Origin of the sequence: Methylobacterium aquaticum, from assembly GCF_016804325.1 — a bacterium.
In the GTDB taxonomy this organism is placed as follows: domain Bacteria; phylum Pseudomonadota; class Alphaproteobacteria; order Rhizobiales; family Beijerinckiaceae; genus Methylobacterium; species Methylobacterium aquaticum_C.
Map to the genome: position 1 here is coordinate 4606839 of NZ_CP043627.1, position 16632 is coordinate 4623470.

The window sequence follows — 16632 nt, forward strand, 5'->3', positions numbered from 1 at the left end:
GTCTGGAAAGGTGAGCGGTTATGGATCCCGGGTTCCGCTTTCGCGGCCCTAGGATGACATCGAGGGTGTCAATTCGGTTTGATCACGCGAATAGGCTCCAGGAGTCGCGAAGCGGCGCGAGCCTCACGCCTGGAGTTCCGCCGCCTCCTGCGCCTCGGCCGCCTCGGTGCGGCCGGGCCGGGGCAGGCGCACCAGGACGATCGTGCCGGTGCCCTCCTCGGAGCGGATGCGCAGGCCCCCGCCATGGAGCTCGGCGAGCGAGCGGGCGATGGCGAGGCCGAGCCCCGAGCCCTTGTAGCTGCGGGCGAAGTTGGTCTCGACCTGTTCGAAGGGATAGCCGAGCTTCGGCAAGGCCGCCTTCGGGATGCCGATGCCGCTATCCTCGACGAAGATGTGGACCGCATCGATGGCGCGCCGTGTGCGCACCGCCACCCGGCCGGCCTCGGGCGTGAACTTCACGGCGTTCTGGAGCAGGTTGACCAGGATCTGGTGCAGGGCCCGCTCGTCGGCCATCACCAGGGTGTCGGCGCTCATCTCGACGCTGACGGTGAGCCCCTTCATCCGGGCCGGCTCGGCGATCAGCTTGAGGGCGCGCTCTAGCGCCTCGCTCACGGCGACCGGCTGCTTGGCGAGCTTCACCCGGCGCGCGTCGATCCGCGACATGTCGAGGATGTCGTCGATCACCGACAGCAGGTAATGGCCGCTGGAGCGGATGTCGCGGCAATATTCGCGGTACTTCTCGGAGCCGAGGGATCCGAACACCTCGCTCTCCATCACCTCGGCGAAGCCCAGGATGGCGTTCAGCGGCGTGCGCAGCTCGTGGCTCATGTTGGCCAGGAACTCGGACTTGGAGCGGTTGGCGCTCTCGGCCTGTGCCTTCTGGTCGAGGTAGCGTTCGGCGAGGTCGGCGAGCTGCTGGGTCTGGATCTCGAGGGTCCGGCGGGAGCGCTTGAGGTCCGCGATGGTGGCGATGAGCTGGCGTTCCGATTCCACGAGCCGCTCCTGGTGCCTCTTCAGGGCCGTGATGTCGGTGCCGACCGAGACGTAGCCGCCATCCTTGGTGCGGCGCTCGCTGATCTGGAGCCAGCGCCCATCGGCGAGCTCGGCCTCGAAGGTGCGGGCTCCCGCTTCCGGGAACTCGCCGGCGGGGATCTCGCGCCGCACGGTCGGCAGGGCGGCGCGCCCCATGATGGCGTCGTAGCGGCGGCCGGGCTGGGCCTCGTCGGAGGTCAGCGCGTGCAGGCGCCGGAACTTCGAGTTGCACAGGACCAGGCGGTTCTGCGCGTCCCAGAGCACGAAGGCCTCGGACACCGCCTCGACGGCGTCGCGCAGGCGCATGTCGGCGGTGGCGGTCGATTCGGCCAGCCGCCGCTGCTCCGAGATGTCGATGACGATGCCGACGAGGTGCCGGCCATTGTCCTCCAGGTCCTGCACGATCTCGGCCCGGGCCTTGAGCCAGACCCACTCGCCCCCGGCGGCCCGGATGCGGAACTCGTGGTCGACGGTGGTGTCGCGGGCCGCCAATTGGCGGGCGAGCCCGTAGAGATCGGTGTCGTCCGGGTGGACCAGGGCGTTGACGTCGCCGAAGGAGAGGAATTCCTGCTCCCGCACGTAGCCGAGGAGCTGGTACATCGAATCCGACCAGTAGATCCGGCCGCGGGGGATGTCCCAGTCCCACAGGCCGCAGCGGCCGCGGCCGAGCGCCGTGTCGAGGCGCTGGCGCACCTGCTCGCAGACCCGGTCGACGGCGCGAGCCCGGTCGGCCTGGAGCGCGTAGGCCAGCCCGGTGCAGACCACCACGAGGGTCACGGCGCCGACCAGCACCGCGGCGATGCGCGCCCGGCCGGCCCAGAGGGCGGTGACCGAATCGAGGGTCTGGACCACCGCGACCTGGCTGATCCCGGCCCCGCCGGCGACCGAGCGCACCGTCGCCAGCGCCCGCTCGCCGTTGCCCAGCACGACGTTGAGCACCCCGGCGCGTTCGCCCATGATGCCGAGCACCTGCACCTCGCCGACGAACTCGCCGAACTGGCGCGGCAGCCCGGGCTGCTCCGGCAAGGCGGCCAGGATCGCGTCGTCGGCGCCGATCAGCAGCACGGAGCGGCCGGCCGGCAGGCCGCCGGGCGGCAGCAGGCGCACCAGCCGCTCGCGCAAGGCGGCCGGCGTCATCACCTCGGACGGTACCGCGCCGGGGGAGCGCGCGAGCGAGGCCGGGAGCGTCCCGGCCGTCAGGCGGGCCACCAGGTCGATGTCGCGCCGCGCGTCGCTCACCACCTCCTCGCGGTGGCCGGAGAGCTGCAGGGCGGTGACGGTGCCGAGGCAGAGCAGGAAGGCCGCCAGCATCGCCGGAACGGCGAAGCGGAGCCAGGATTCCGCATGGGCGAGGCGCTGGTGCGCGGCCTTCGAGACCCGGCTGATTCCCAGGATCGTCGCGGCACGCGCCGAGAAGGGGGCGGGATCCGCCTCCAGCATACCGAAACCCCCAACGGAACAAAAAGACAGATGCCGCGGAGGTTCCCGGCAGGCCCCCGAATCGAGCCTCAATCTGGCATTTCCACAAGCATTTTGTCCAGCGCCTCGCGCCTTGGAAATGAAGTGTTAACCAGTGATCGGATCGCGCGAGGAATCCGGCTCCGGCGCGATTTTTCTCATGTCTGCAAGGGGTTATGCATTATTTCGCGGCGGCGAGCGACCGCCCGGCGATGTCGCTGACGTCGGGGGAGAGGCCGGGGGTCTCGACGACCCGCCGCAGGGCGGATTCGGCCCGCCGGCGGCGCCCGCCCTCGACCATACGCCAAGTATTGAAGGCAGTTAGCAGGCGCGCCGCGACTTGCGGATTTTTTCCGTCGAGGGCCAGGACCACCTCCGCGGTGAGGTCGTAGCCTGCCCCGTCCGGGCGGTGGAACTGCGTCGGATTGTTGAGGCTGAAGCTGGCGACCAGCGAGCGGACCCGGTTCGGGTTGCCGAGCGAGAAGGCCGGATGGCGCATCAGCCCGCGGACCCGCTCCAGCGTCCCGTCCTCCGGAATCATCGCCTGGAGGGCGAACCACTTGTCGAGCACCAGGGGCTCGTGGCGATAGGTGTCGGCAAAGCGCGCGAGCGCCGCCTCCCGGGCCTCGCCCGGCACCAGGCTCAGGGTGGCGAGCGCCGCCAGCCGGTCGGTCATGGTCGCCGCCGTCTCGAGCTGGGCCAGCGCCAGGGCGGTGCCGGCCTGCGGATCGGCCGCCGCGACGAGGTCGAGGGCGGCGTTGCGCAGCGCGCGGCGCCCGGCGCTGGCGGCGTCGGGGCTGAAGGGAGCGCCCGCCGGCGCGGCCAGCGCCTCGCGCAAGGACAGGAGCCGGGGGCCGAGGTCGCGGCCGAGCTGCATCCGCAGGCTCTGGCGCGCGCGCCAGATCGCGTCGGGATCGACCTCGGATCGCAGCGTCTGCGCCACCTCCTGCTCACCCGGCAGGGTCAGGACCAGGGCGGCGAAGGCGGGGTCGGCCAGGGCCTCGCCGTCGAGGAAGGTCGCGAGGGCCGAGCTCAGGCCCGCAGCCTCCGGCCCGGCCTCGGCTTCGAGCGGCGCGTCGGCTGTTGCGCGATCGACCAGCACCTCCATGGCGAGGCTCTGGGCCGCCTGCCAGCGGTTGAAGGCGTCGCCGTCATGGGCGAGCAGGGTCAGGCGCTCGTCGCGGGTGAGCGCGTGCTCGACCTTCACCGGCGCCGAGAAGCCGCGAAACAGCGACGGCACCGGCGCCGCCGCGACCTCGTGGAAGACCAGCGTATCCTCCGCCGTCTCGAGCACGAACACGCCGTCCCGCACCCGCTCGCTCGTCGCCGCGACCGGCCCGCCCTCGCGGGCGACGAGGCCGAGCACGACCGGGATCACCAGGGGCTGCGGCGCGGAGCCGGCCGTCGCCTCGGTGGCGACGACCGGCAGGCTCTGGCGGAAGGCGAGGGTATAGGTCCGGGCGGCCGGGTCGTAGGTGCCCGACACCGCGACGGTCGGGGTGCCGGCCTGCTCGTACCAGCGGGAAAACGCCGCGAGGTCGCGACCGCTCTCGGCGGCGAAGGCGGCCAGGAAATCCTCCACCGTGGCGGCGGTGCCGTCGCAGGTGGCAAAGTACCGGTCCATGCCGCGCCGGAAGGTCTCGGGGCCGAGCAGGGTGCGCAGCATCCGGACGATCTCGGCGCCCTTCTCGTAGACCGTCGCGGTGTAGAAGTTGTTGATCTCGCGATAGGCCTGCGGCCGCACCGGGTGGGCGAGCGGTCCGGCATCCTCCGGGAACTGGCGGGCGCGCAGCGTCCTCACCTCGGCGATGCGGTGGACCGGGCGCGAGCGCTCGTCGGACGAGAATTCCTGATCGCGAAAGACCGTCAGGCCCTCCTTGAGGCAAAGCTGGAACCAGTCGCGGCAGGTCACCCGGTTGCCGGACCAGTTGTGGAAGTACTCGTGGGCGATGATGGCCTCGATGTTGGCGTAGTCCGCGTCGGTCGCGGTATCGGGGCTCGCCAGCACGTACTTGTCGTTGAAGATGTTGAGGCCCTTGTTCTCCATCGCCCCCATGTTGAAGTCGGAGACGGCGACGACGTTGAAGACGTCGAGGTCGTAGGCGCGGCCGAAGGTGCGCTCGTCCCAGAGCATCGAGCGGGCGACCGCGTCGAGGGCGAAGTCGGCGCGGTCCTCCTTGCCGGGCTCGACGTAGACGGCGATCTCGACCTCGCGCCCCTCCATGGTGGTGAAGCGCGACGCCACCCGGCCGAGACGGCCGCCGACGAGGGCGAAGAGGTAGGCGGGCTTCGGATGGGGGTCGTGCCAGACCGCGTAATGGCGGGTCAGGCCGACCTCGCCCTGCTCGACCGGGTTGCCGTTGCCGAGCAGCACCGGGGTGTCGGCCCGCTCGCCCTCGATCCGGGTGGTGTAGACCGCCATCACGTCCGGCCGGTCGAGGAAATAGGTGATGCGCCGGAAGCCGTCCGCCTCGCACTGGGTGCAGTAGACGCCGTTCGAGCGGTAGAGCCCCATCAGCTTGGTGTTGGCGCTCGGGTTCACCTGCGTCGCGATCTCGAGCACGAAGGGCCGCTGCGGCGGCTGGTGCAGGGTCAGCGAGCGGGGCGTTACGTCGATGGCGCCGGGGCCGGTCGGCTGCCCGTCGAGCGCGATGGCGAGCAAGGTCAGTTCGTCGCCGTCGAGAACGAGAGGCGCGCCCGGCTCGCCGGCGGGGTTCGGCCGCAGCGCGAGGGTTGCGGTGACCCGGGTCTCGGTCGGGTGCAGGCGCAGGTCGAGGTCGACGCGGTCGATCAGGTAGTCGCTCGGACGGTAATCGGCGAGGCGCGTGATCGGCTGCATGGCGGGGTCCTCGGCGGTCTCGCGGGGCGCGGGGGAAGACACGAGCCTTTGCACCGGCACCGGCCGCAGCGCAACGCGGGATCGATGCGGAGATCCCGGCCCGTCCGCCTTCCCGCACGTCCTTCCGGCCCTCCCCACCGGCGGCCGGCCGCCCTAGCTACGACGCCGGATCCGGCGCCCGGAACGGGCGTCCCGACACGGAAGGAATGGGAAGCGCCATGGAATACCTGCACACGATGGTCCGCGTCGCCGATCTGGACAAGGCGCTCGACTTCTACTGCAACAAGTTCGGCCTCCAGGAGGTGCGCCGCACCGAGAGCGAGAAGGGCCGCTTCACCCTGGTCTTCCTCGCCGCCCCGGGCGATGCCGCGCGGGCCAAGGAGAGCAAGTCGCCGCTGCTCGAACTGACCTACAACTGGGATCCGGAGGAGTATACCGGCGGGCGCAACTTCGGCCATCTCGCCTATCAGGTCGACGACATCTACGCGACCTGCCAGAAGCTCCAGGATGCCGGCGTCACCATCAACCGCCCGCCGCGGGACGGCCACATGGCCTTCGTGCGCTCGCCCGACGGCATCTCGATCGAGATCCTGCAGAAGGGTGGGGCCAAGCCGCCGCAGGAGCCCTGGGCCTCGATGCAGAATACCGGCAGCTGGTAGGGGCCGGCGGGCGGGTCGCACGCGGTCCGTCCCGCGACCAGGGACCCGTCGACATAGGACGAAGACGACACCAACACCCGCCGGGTCATTCCGGGGCCGCGCGAGCGGAGCCCGGAATCCAGACCCTCTGATGGTTCAGGATCGAGCGGACAGCGTGCCGTTCGATTCGTCAGCACCTGCGGATCTGGATCCCGGGCTCCGCTTTCGCGGCCCCGGGATGACGCGGAGGGTGTGGGATCCATCGGTTGGATCGCGCCGGGTCTCAGGCCCCGGCGGCGGGGGTGATGCCGAGTTCGGCCAGCTTGGCGTGGATCGCCGTCACCGGGCGCTTGAGCTTCAGGCTCATCACCGAGGGCGAGACGCCCTCCTGCGCCATGGCCTTGAGCTGCTGCACGGTCTCGAGCGTCCAGCCCGCCTCGATGTTCTCGCTCATCAGGGTCGCCTCCGTTCTCGCGGCCGCATCGGGGCGGCCTTGAGACCGGCAGGTAGGGAGTCCCGACGGCGCGGCAACCCGCCCCGTGCGCGCCTCGCGGGTCCGCCCCGCCTTGACGCGGGCGCTCCCGCATCGCACATCGGCGCCATCAGCCGGCCGGGCGGCCGCTCCGGTCCCGTCGGCAGGTTCGCCTGCCCCAGCGGGATCCGGGGAGGAAAGTCCGGGCTCCATGAAGAGACGGTGCCGGATAACGTCCGGCGGGGGCGACCCCAGGGACAGTGCCACAGAGAGCAGACCGCCGCATCGCGGGTCCTTCGGGATTCGCCGCGGTAAGGGTGAAAGGGTGCGGTAAGAGCGCACCGCGGACGCGGCAACGCGGACGGCACGGCAAACCCCACCGGGAGCAAAACCGAATAGGGGCGGCACGCGCGAGGCTTCGCGCACGGCCTTCTTCAGGCCCGTCGCCCGGGTTGGTTGCTCGAGGCGGCCGGCAACGGCCGTCCCAGAGGAATGGCCGCCACGTCCGGGGGATCCTCGCGGATCCACCGGGCCATACAGAACCCGGCTTATAGGCCGGCTGATACCCAATTCGAAAAAAAGTCCCTCCCGGGGCCGCCCCAGCTGAAATCCAGCCGGGGCGAGGCATCGCCGAGGTAGAACCGGCGCCCGCCGGCAATCAGCCGGGCGGATCTCGACTTTCCGGTGCGGCGCGCCGCCGTCACAAGCCTTCGTTAACCTTGCTGGTCTCTGATGCGGTCGGAGCGGGTGCTGCCCGCCGCGTGTGTCCTCGCGTTGACGACCCCAGAGGCCCATGATACCCCGAGCCACCCCGTCCACGGCGATTCCAGCATCGGCGGCCTCACCCCGCGACAGCGGGCATGGTGGTCGCGCGGCGGTGCCTCGCCTGGGCAAAGCGGCGCCCTGGCGCCGATCCCGGCCGGCCTCGGCCCGGCTCGTGCGGACAGCGGAGCACCATGATTCGTCACGCCTCAGGGCGCGCCCGGCGCGCGGGATGGGCTTTTCCGTCGGTCGCCGCCGCGGCGGAGCGCCGGTCGTGACCGAGGCCGCTCCCCACATCCCGGTCCTGCTCGCCGAGGTCCTGGGCGCCCTGCGCGTCTCCGACAGCCCGGCCTCGGTGATCGACGGCACCTTCGGCGCCGGCGGCTACACCAAGGCGATCCTGGCGGCCGATCCGCGGACCCGCGTGCTCGCCATCGACCGCGACCCCACCGCCATCGCCGCCGGCCAGGCCCTGGTCGAGGCGGAAGGCGGGCGCCTGACCCTGGTCCAGGGCCGCTTCGGCGACCTCGACGCGATCGCGCGCGACCACGGCTTCGCGGAGGCCGACGGCGTCGTGCTCGATATCGGCGTCTCGTCGATGCAGCTCGACCAGGCCGAGCGCGGCTTCTCGTTCCGGTTCGACGGTCCCCTCGACATGCGGATGGAGCGGGCGGGCGAGAGCGCGGCCGACCTCGTCAACGACGCCTCCGAGGCGGCGCTCGCCGACGTGATCTATCATTACGGCGAGGAGCGCCGGGCCCGCGCCGTCGCCCGCGCCTTGATCGAGGCCCGCCGGCGCGGCCGCATCGAGACCACGGCGGCGCTCGCCGATATCGTCGCCGGGGTGGTGCGGGCTGAGCCCGGCAGCGGCATCCATCCGGCGACCCGGACCTTCCAGGCCCTGCGCATCGCGGTGAACGACGAGCTCGGCGAGCTGCAGCGGGCGCTGCACGCCGCCGAGCGGATCCTGCGGCCGGGCGGGCGGCTCGCGGTGGTCACCTTCCACTCGCTGGAGGACCGCATCGTGAAGCAGTTCTTCTCGGCCCGCAGCGGCCGGGCGGTCGCGGCCTCGCGCCACCTGCCGATGGCCTCGCAGCCGACGCCGCGCAGCTTCACCCTCGCCACCAAGGGCCCGGTCGCCGCCGGCGAGGCCGAGTGCAGGGCCAATCCCCGCTCGCGCTCGGCCAAGCTCCGGGCCGGCGAGCGCACCGACGCGCCGGCGCCCCCGCCGCTGACGGCCCTCGAAGCCCTGGCCTCCCTGCCCGAGACCCAGACCCGGGGAGGGCGCCGGTGATCCGCCTCCTGCACCTCGCGGCGATCGCCGGGCTGATCGCCTCGGCCATCTACGCCTACTCGATCAAGTACGACACGCTCTACCAGGCCGAGCAGGTCGCCAAGCTGAAGACCCGCCTGCGCAAGGAGCGCGACGCGATCGCGGTCCTGCGCGCCGAGTGGCAGCTGCTCACCCGGCCCGACCGGCTCCAGGGGGCGGTCACCAAGTATCTCGACCTCGAGCCGATCGGCACCGCCCATCTCGGGCGGCTCGCCGACCTGCCGGCCAAGGCCGATCGCGGCGACGAGATCGCCCGCAAGCTCGAGGCTTTGGGCCTCGGCGCCACGGCGACGCCCGCCGCCAAGGAGCGCGCGCCCTCCACCACCGCTGCCCGCAGCGACGAGCCGCGCACCACCGGCTCCACCTCCACTCCCACCCGCACCGTCACCCCGACGGCCAAGAGGTAGGCGCCGTGACCCAGGATCAGGACTTCCAGGCTCACGACCCGCAGGCTCACGCCCCGCAAGGCCCCGAGGTCGATCCGGCGCGGGAGCCCGCCGCGCCCCGGCGCAGCCTCGCGGATCTGCTCCGCGGCGGCGTGGCGGCGATGTTCCGCCTGTCGGTGGAGCGCAGCGCCGCCCGCGTCGGCCTCGTCGGCCTCGTCTTCGGCACGGTGTTCCTCGCGCTGATCGGGCGGCTGGCCAGCTTCGCCATGATGCCGGACGATCCGGGCACGGCCCAGGCCCGCCGGGCCGAGGCCGGCGGCACCACGCAGGTGCGGCCCGACATCGTCGACCGCAACGGCGAGATCCTGGCCACCGACATCCGCACCGTCTCGGTCTTCGCCGAGCCGAAGAACATCTACGACAAGGACGAGGCGGTGGAACTCCTCACCGCCGTCCTGCCGGACATCAACGCCCGCGACCTTCGCGAAAAACTGTCGTCGAAGAAGGGCTTCGTCTGGGTCAAGCGCGAGATCACGCCGCGCCAGCAGGCCGAGGTGCATCGCCTCGGCATCCCAGGGATAGGCTTCCTGTCCGACCACAAGCGGGTCTACCCGAACGGGACGGCCGCCGCCCACATCCTCGGCGTGACCAACCTCGACAATGTCGGCATCGCCGGCATGGAGAAGTACATCGACCGCCAGGGCCTGCGCGACCTCAACAGCCTCGGCTTCGTCGCGAAGTCGGCGGACATGGCGCCGGTCCAGCTCTCGATCGACCTGCGCGCCCAGCACGCGGTGCGCGACGAGCTCGCCTGGGGCATGGAGCATTACCGCGCCAAGGCGGCGGCGGGGCTGATCCTCGACGTGACCACCGGCGAAGTGATCGCGCTCGCCTCCCTGCCCGATTTCGACCCGAACGAGCCGAAGGACGCCCTCGATCCGGACCGGATCAACCGGATGAACGTCGGCGTCTACGAGATGGGCTCGACCTTCAAGGCGATGACGCTCGCCATGGCGCTCGATTCCGGAAAATTCACCGTCAACTCGACCTTCGACACCCGCGGCGGCGTGCTCCATTGGGGCCGGCAGAAGATCCACGAGTATCACGGCACCAACCGGGTCATCACGATGCCGGAGGTGTTCACCCACTCGTCGAACATCGGCTCGGCCAAGATGGCGCTCGGCATCGGCGTGCCCGGCCACAAGGCCTTCCTGAAGAAGATGGGCCTGCTCGATCGCCTGCGCACCGAATTGCCGGAGAGCGCCGAGCCGATCATCCCGCCGCGCTGGACCGAGATCAACACCATCACCATCGCGTTCGGCCACGGCCTCGCGGTGGCGCCGCTCCAGGCTTCCGCCGCCGTGGCGGCGATCGCCAATGGCGGCTTCCTGATGACGCCGACCTTCCTCAAGCGGACCGAGGCCGAGGCGCGCGAGAAGGCGACGCAGGTGCTCTCGCCCCAGACCAGCGAGGCGATGCGCTACATCATGCGCCTCAACGCCACCGAGGGCTCGGCCAAGAAGGCGGCGATTCCCTATTACTACGTCGGCGGCAAGACCGGCACCGCCGAGAAGGTGATCCGCGGCCGCTACGTCAAGAACCGGCTGTTCACCACCTTCATGGCCGCCGCGCCGATGGACAAGCCGAAATACCTGTTCGTCACGGTCATGGACGAGCCGCAGCCCGTCGCGGCGGAATCCGGCCCCTACGCCACCGCCGCCTACAATTCGGGCGTCGTCACCGGCCGGACGATCGCCCGGGTCGCGCCGATCCTCGGCCTGCCGCCGCAATTCGAGCCGCCGGCGAAGCCGTTCCCGCTGATGGTCAAGCTCGGCGCCTACCACGTGAACATGCTGGACGGAAAATGAGCCCCACCCTCGGCGACCTGTTCGCGCAGGCCGGCCAAGCTGCCGGTCTCCCCGTCACCGGCCTCACCGCCGACAGCCGCAAGGTCGAGCCCGGCTTCGTCTTCCTGGCGGTGCCCGGCACCGCCGCCGACGGCCGGCTCTTCGCCGCCGAGGCCGCCGCGGCCGGCGCGGCCGCGATGGTGGCGGAGGGCGGGCGCCCGGCCGACCTGCCCGCCTCGGTCGCCTATCTCGCGGTGCCGGATGCGCGCCGCGCCCTGTCGCAGGCGGCCGCCCGGCTGCATCTGGGCCAGCCGGAGACCGTGGTGGCGGTCACCGGTACCAGCGGCAAGAGCTCGGTGGCGGATTTCGTGCGCCAGATCTTCGGCCGCCTCGGCCGGGAGGCGGCGAGCCTCGGGACGCTCGGGGTCATCACCACGTCTGGGGCCGCCTACGGCTCGCTCACCACCCCCGACCCGATCACGCTGCACCGGACCCTCGACCGGCTCGCCCATGACGGCATCACCGAACTGGCGATGGAGGCCTCCTCGCACGGGATCGAGCAGAGCCGCCTCGACGGGGTGCGCCTGACGGCCGCCGGCTTCACCAATCTCGGCCACGACCATCTCGACTATCACGGCACGCCGGAGGCCTACCTCCAGGCGAAGCTCCGGCTGTTCACGACGCTCCTGCCCGACGGCGGCACGGCGGTGGTCAATGCCGACGGGCCGCAGAGCGGGGCGGTGATCGCCGCCGTGCGGGATCGCGGCGTCAAGCTCGTCACCACCGGCCGGGCCGGGGAGGGGATCCGCCTCGTCTCCGCCCACACGGAAGGGTTCGCGCAGCGCCTGGAGATCGCGATCGGCCTCGCGACCCACACCGTCGATCTGCCCCTCGTCGGGACGTTCCAGGTCGAGAACGCGCTGCTCGCCGCCGGCCTCGTTCTCGCGACCCCCGCGGGCGCCGGGCGCGAGGCGGAGGTGATCGCGGCTCTCGGCCACCTCGCCGGGGTGCCGGGGCGGCTAGAGCGGGTCGGCACGGTCCGCGACGCGCTCTGCATCGTCGACTACGCCCACAAGCCCGACGCGCTCGCCAACGTCCTCGACGCGCTGCGCGCCTTCACCGCCGGGCGCCTCGTCTGCATCGTCGGCTGCGGCGGCGACCGCGACCGGGCCAAGCGCCCGCTGATGGGCCGGATCGCGATCGAGAAGGCCGACCGGGTCATCGTCACCGACGACAATCCCCGCAGCGAGGACCCGGCGACGATCCGCGCCGCGATCCTGGCGGCGGCGCCGGGTGCGGAGGAGATCGGCGACCGGGCCGAGGCGATCCGGACGGCGATCCGTGACCTGCGGGCCGGCGACGTGCTGCTGGTAGCCGGCAAAGGTCATGAAACGGGCCAGATCATCGGCGACCGGACGCTGCCCTTCTCCGACCGCGACGCGGTCCTCAGCGCGATCGAGGAGACCCGCGCATGACCGAGCCCCTCTGGACCCTGGACGAGGCCGCCGCCGCCATGGGCGGCCGCGTGGTCGCGGACGCCTCCGCGTCGCGCGCGCTCGTAGGCATCTCGATCGACACCCGCACCCTGAAGGTCGGGGACCTGTTCTTTGCGATTCGCGGCGAGGCCCGCGACGGCCACGACTTCGTGCGCGACGCGCTCGCCCGCGGTGCCGGCGCCGCCGTGGTGGCCGAGGAGCGCGCCGCCGACCTCTCCGAGGCCGGCCCGCTGATCGCCGTACCCGCCCGTGACGAGGACGGGGTGCTGGCCGCCATGCGGGGTCTGGCCGTCGCGTCGCGCGCCCGCACCGGCGCACGGATCCTCGCCGTCACCGGCTCGGTCGGCAAGACCGGCACCAAGGAGGCCCTGCGCCACGTTCTCGCCGCGCAAGGCACCACCCACGCCTCCGTCGCCTCCTACAACAACCATTGGGGCGTGCCCCTGACGCTCAGCCGGATGCCGGCCGCGAGCGCGTTCGGGGTGTTCGAAATCGGCATGAACCATGCCGGCGAGATCGCGCCGCTGACCCGGCTGGTGCGGCCCGAGATCGCGATCGTCACCACGGTCGAGCCGGTCCATATCGAGCATTTCCGCTCGCTGTCGGGCATCGCCGACGCCAAGGGCGAAATTTTCTATGGCCTGGAGCCCGGCGGCGTCGCGATCATCAACCGCGACAACCCGAATTTCGAGCGGCTGAAGGCCCACGCGCTGGCCTCCCGCGCCGGCCGGGTGGTGAGCTTCGGCGAGCACCGCGAGGCCGACGTGCGGGCCGAGCGGATCGTGATGCGGCCCGACCTGTCGATCGTCGACGTGCGGGCGATGGGGCTCCCCGTCACCTACCAGCTCGGCACCCCGGGCCGGCACACGGCGCTGAACTCGCTCGCGGTCATCGCCGCCGTGCAGGCGCTCGGCGCCGATCTCGCGCTCGCGGCCCTGTCGCTCGCGCAACTCCGCCCGCCAGTCGGGCGCGGCGCCCGCCACGTCCTCCAGGTCGCGGGCGGCGAAGCGCTCCTCGTCGACGAGAGCTACAACGCCAATCCGGCCTCGGTGCGGGCCGCGCTCAGCACGCTCGCCGGCGTCGAGACCGCGGGCCGGCGCATCGCGGTCCTCGGCGACATGATGGAACTGGGTGCGGACGCGCCCCGCCTGCACCGCGAACTGGCGGATGCGGTCGAGGAGCACGGCATCGACCTCGTCTTCACCGCCGGCCCGCTGATGCAGGAGCTGTTTGAGGCGCTGCCGGCCTCGCGCCGCGCCGGCGCCCGGCCGGGTTCGGCCGAGCTCGTCGATCCGGTGCTCGAGGCTCTGCGCCCCGGCGACGCCGTGATGGTCAAGGGTTCGAACAGCACCCGCATGGGCCGGATTGTCGAGGCGCTCAAAGCCCGCTACGGCGGGGCCGCGGACCAGGATCTCGCCGTCGGCCGATCCGGCTGAGCGACCCCCAAAGGACTTCTGACGCGGCGGCGCGGGTTCAGGCCCCGGGGCTGCCGCGCGCCCACGATCGGATGAATCCGGGATGCTCTACCTCCTCTCCGACCTGAGCGGCGTGTTCTCGCCGCTCAACGTCTTTCGCTACATCACCTTCCGGACCGGCGGCGCGCTGTTCACGGCGGGCTTCTTCGTGTTCTGGTTCGGGCCCTGGATCATCTCGCTCCTGCGCCTGCGCCAGGGCAAGGGCCAGCCGATCCGCGAGGACGGCCCGCAATCGCATCTCCTGACCAAGCGCGGCACGCCGACCATGGGCGGGCTGATGATCCTGGCCGGCGTGATGGTGGCGGTGATCCTCTGGGCCAACCCGCGCAACCATTACGTCTGGATCGTCATGATGGTGACGCTGGGCTTCGGCGCCATCGGCTTCTACGACGATTATCTCAAGGTCACGAAGCAGAGCCACAAGGGCTTCTCCGGCAAGTTCCGCCTCGGGCTGGAAGCCCTGATCGCGGTGGCGGCCTGCGTCGCGGTGGCGGAATACTCGGCGCCGGGCCTGTCCTACCGGCTCGCCTTTCCGGTCTTCAAGGACGCGATCATCAATCTCGGCCTGTTCTACGTCGCCTTCGCGGGCTTCGTGATCGTGGGTGCGGGCAACGCGGTCAACATCACCGACGGCCTCGACGGGCTCGCCATCGTGCCGGTGATGATCGCCGCCGCCACCTTCGGGATCATCGCCTACCTCGTCGGCAACGTGATCTACGCCTCGTATCTCCAGGTAAACTACGTCCCGGGCACCGGCGAACTGGCGGTGGTCTGCGGGGCGCTCATCGGGGCGGGACTCGGCTTCCTGTGGTTCAACGCGCCGCCGGCCCAGATCTTCATGGGCGATACCGGGTCGCTGGCGCTCGGCGGCCTGCTCGGCACCGTGGCGGTGGCGACCAAGCACGAGATCGTGCTCGGCATCGTCGGCGGCCTGTTCGTGCTGGAGATCCTGTCGGTCATCATCCAGGTCGCCTCGTTCAAGCTCACCGGCAAGCGCGTCTTCCGCATGGCGCCGATCCACCACCATTTCGAGCAGAAGGGCTGGAAGGAGCCGCAGGTGGTGATCCGGTTCTGGATCATCGCGGTGGTGCTGGCGCTGCTCGGCCTGGCGACGCTGAAGCTGCGATAGGGGCCAGGACCGGCCGGTTCGCGAACGAAAGAGGCTCGGGTGTCACCCTCCCCCCTCTGCGGGGGAGGGTGCCCCACGGAGTGGGGCGGGAGAGGGGCAGCGCGACGTCGATCCAGGATGCGCCCTTCATCGCGGTCGCGACCTATCCGGAAGCGGCGTCCCCTCTCCCGGCTCGCTTCGCTCGCCACCCTCCCCCGCAGAGGGGGGAGGGGAAACCGGCGCCTGTTCTTGCACCAAACATTCCCCGTGAATGCAGGGATGGCCGGCACCGCCCCGATCGGCAGTGCCGGCCATCCCGTGGCGGTCCTACACCACCACCACCTTCCCCGGATTCATGATGTTGTCCGGGTCGATCGCGCGCTTGAGCGTGCGCATCAGGTTCAGCGCCTCCGGCCCGTGCTCCAGTTCCATGAAGCGCATCTTCTTCTGGCCGATGCCGTGCTCGCCGGTGCAGGTGCCCTCCATGGCGACGGCGCGGGCGACCAGGCGTTCGATGAAGCCGGTGACCCGGGCGATCTCGTCGGGATCATCCATCATCACGAGGGGCGAGGTGTGGAAGTTGCCGTCGCCGACATGGCCGGCGATCGGTGCGGTGATGCCGCTCGCGATGATGTCGCGCTTGGTCTCTTCGACGCACTCCGCCAGCCGCGAGATCGGCACGCAGACGTCGGTGGCGATGACCTTGGCGCCCGGGCGCATGCCGACCGCCGCCCAGTAGACGTCGTGGCGGGCCTGCCAGAGGCGGGTGCGGTCCTCGGGCTTCGTCGCCCATTCGTAGGGCCCGCCCTCGAATTCCGCGGCGATCTCGCCGAAGCGCTCGGCCTGCTCGCGCACGCTGGCATCTGTGCCGTGGAACTCGACCAGGAGGAGCGGCATCTCCGGCAGGGTGAGCTTCGAATAGGCGTTGCAGGCCGCGACCTGGACCTCGTCCAGGAGCTCGATCCGCGCCACCGGCAGGCCGGACTGGATCGTCACGATGACGGCGTCGCAGGCCGCCTTGATGCTCGGGAACGGGCAGACGCCGGCGGAGATCGCCTCTGGGATGCCGGCGAGCTTGAGGGTGAGCTCGGTGATGATGCCGAAGGTGCCCTCCGAGCCGACCATCAGCCGGGTCAGGTCGTAGCCGGCCGAGGTCTTGCGCGCCCGCGGGCTGGTGCGGACGATGTCGCCGTTCGGCATCACGGCGGTCAGCGACAGCACGTTGTCCTTCATCGTGCCGTAGCGCACCGCGTTGGTGCCCGAGGCCCGGGTCGCCGCCATGCCGCCCAGCGAGGCGTCGGCGCCGGGATCGATCGGGAAGAACAGGCCCTGGTCGCGCAGGTGCTCGTTCACCCCCTTGCGGGTCACGCCGGGCTGGACGACGCAATCCAGATCCTCGGCATGGACCGCCAGCACCTTGTTCATCCCGTTCATGTCGATCGAGATGCCGCCGAACGGAGCGTTGACGTGGCCCTCGAGCGAGGTACCCGTCCCGAAGGCGACGACCGGCATCTTGTGCGCGGCGCAGACCCGCACGATCGCCTGCACGTCCTCGGTGCTCTCGGCATAGACCACCGCGTCCGGCGGCTGATTGGCGACCCAGGTCAGGGTGCTGGCATGCTGCTCCCGGACCGCCTGCGAGGTGACGACACGGTTGCCGAACTGCGCCGTCAATTCGCGGATCACCGCGTCCACGGTCTCGGGCGCCGGGCGCTGGCGCGACGGGCTGGGGCTCTGGGCGTTCATGCGGATCTCCCGGACGGTTCTTTCGGCGGAGGGTGCGGCT

11 protein-coding genes and 1 other RNA gene are annotated in these 16632 nt (G+C 71.2%); 8 read left to right on the forward strand and 4 right to left on the reverse strand.

What is annotated here, in order from left to right:
- Nucleotides 1-123: 123 nt before the first annotated feature.
- Nucleotides 124-2472 (reverse strand): PAS domain-containing sensor histidine kinase, encoded by a 2349-nt coding sequence (locus tag F1D61_RS21005; RefSeq protein WP_203153848.1) that lies wholly within the window; start codon nt 2470-2472, stop codon nt 124-126.
- A 199-nt stretch (nt 2473-2671) separates the two neighbouring features.
- Nucleotides 2672-5329 carry an aminopeptidase N gene (gene pepN / locus F1D61_RS21010; RefSeq protein ID WP_203153850.1) on the reverse strand — a complete coding sequence of 886 codons (2658 nt, stop codon included), beginning with the start codon at nt 5327-5329 and terminating at the stop codon, nt 2672-2674.
- Between the two features lie 218 nt (nt 5330-5547).
- Here pepN and gloA point away from each other — a divergent pair, with 218 nt between their 5' ends.
- Entirely contained in the window at nt 5548-5988 is a 441-nt protein-coding gene (gene gloA / locus F1D61_RS21015; RefSeq protein WP_203153852.1) for a lactoylglutathione lyase, read from the forward strand.
- Between the two features lie 262 nt (nt 5989-6250).
- Here gloA and F1D61_RS21020 read toward each other — a convergent pair whose 3' ends face one another.
- Entirely contained in the window at nt 6251-6421 is a 171-nt protein-coding gene (locus F1D61_RS21020) for a hypothetical protein (protein ID WP_165083051.1), read from the reverse strand.
- Between the two features lie 148 nt (nt 6422-6569).
- Between F1D61_RS21020 and rnpB the strand changes: the two genes are divergently transcribed.
- The 7 genes from rnpB (at nt 6570) to mraY (ending at nt 14867) form a co-directional block, all read left to right on the forward strand.
- Nucleotides 6570-7006: RNase P RNA component class A (rnpB, locus tag F1D61_RS21025), an RNA gene on the forward strand.
- A 427-nt stretch (nt 7007-7433) separates the two neighbouring features.
- Nucleotides 7434-8495, forward strand: a complete 1062-nt coding sequence (rsmH, locus tag F1D61_RS21030; protein ID WP_203153854.1) for a 16S rRNA (cytosine(1402)-N(4))-methyltransferase RsmH — start codon at nt 7434-7436, stop codon at nt 8493-8495.
- Nucleotides 8492-8941, forward strand: a complete 450-nt coding sequence (gene ftsL, locus F1D61_RS21035) for a cell division protein FtsL (RefSeq protein ID WP_203153856.1) — start codon at nt 8492-8494, stop codon at nt 8939-8941. Before rsmH ends, ftsL begins: the two co-directional genes overlap by 4 nt.
- Nucleotides 8942-8946: 5 nt before the next feature.
- On the forward strand, nt 8947-10788 hold the full coding sequence (locus tag F1D61_RS21040; protein ID WP_432443159.1) for a peptidoglycan D,D-transpeptidase FtsI family protein: 1842 nt from the start codon (nt 8947-8949) through the stop codon (nt 10786-10788).
- Nucleotides 10785-12242, forward strand: a complete 1458-nt coding sequence (locus F1D61_RS21045; protein ID WP_203153858.1) for a UDP-N-acetylmuramoyl-L-alanyl-D-glutamate--2,6-diaminopimelate ligase — start codon at nt 10785-10787, stop codon at nt 12240-12242. The genes F1D61_RS21040 and F1D61_RS21045 overlap by 4 nt, the downstream gene beginning before the upstream one ends.
- Complete coding sequence (locus F1D61_RS21050) at nt 12239-13699, forward strand: UDP-N-acetylmuramoylalanyl-D-glutamyl-2,6-diaminopimelate--D-alanyl-D-alanine ligase (protein WP_203153860.1); 1461 nt, start codon at nt 12239-12241, stop codon at nt 13697-13699. Before F1D61_RS21045 ends, F1D61_RS21050 begins: the two co-directional genes overlap by 4 nt.
- Before the next feature lie 82 nt (nt 13700-13781).
- Nucleotides 13782-14867, forward strand: a complete 1086-nt coding sequence (gene mraY / locus F1D61_RS21055) for a phospho-N-acetylmuramoyl-pentapeptide-transferase (protein ID WP_203153862.1) — start codon at nt 13782-13784, stop codon at nt 14865-14867.
- Nucleotides 14868-15173: 306 nt separating this feature from the next.
- Here mraY and F1D61_RS21060 read toward each other — a convergent pair whose 3' ends face one another.
- Complete coding sequence (locus F1D61_RS21060; protein ID WP_203153864.1) at nt 15174-16592, reverse strand: FAD-binding oxidoreductase; 1419 nt, start codon at nt 16590-16592, stop codon at nt 15174-15176.
- Between the last annotated feature and the right edge of the window lie 40 nt (nt 16593-16632).

Bases quoted from the DNA above. Each gene is read 5' to 3' on its own strand.
- F1D61_RS21005 (WP_203153848.1), bottom strand. From the start codon at position 2,472: ATGCTGGAGGCGGATCCCGCCCCCTTCTCGGCGCGTGCCGCGACGATC.
- pepN (WP_203153850.1), bottom strand. From the start codon at position 5,329: ATGCAGCCGATCACGCGCCTCGCCGATTACCGTCCGAGCGACTACCTG.
- gloA (WP_203153852.1), top strand. From the start codon at position 5,548: ATGGAATACCTGCACACGATGGTCCGCGTCGCCGATCTGGACAAGGCG.
- F1D61_RS21020 (WP_165083051.1), bottom strand. From the start codon at position 6,421: ATGAGCGAGAACATCGAGGCGGGCTGGACGCTCGAGACCGTGCAGCAG.
- rsmH (WP_203153854.1), top strand. From the start codon at position 7,434: ATGGGCTTTTCCGTCGGTCGCCGCCGCGGCGGAGCGCCGGTCGTGACC.
- F1D61_RS21045 (WP_203153858.1), top strand. From the start codon at position 10,785: ATGAGCCCCACCCTCGGCGACCTGTTCGCGCAGGCCGGCCAAGCTGCC.
- F1D61_RS21050 (WP_203153860.1), top strand. From the start codon at position 12,239: ATGACCGAGCCCCTCTGGACCCTGGACGAGGCCGCCGCCGCCATGGGC.
- mraY (WP_203153862.1), top strand. From the start codon at position 13,782: ATGCTCTACCTCCTCTCCGACCTGAGCGGCGTGTTCTCGCCGCTCAAC.
- F1D61_RS21060 (WP_203153864.1), bottom strand. From the start codon at position 16,592: ATGAACGCCCAGAGCCCCAGCCCGTCGCGCCAGCGCCCGGCGCCCGAG.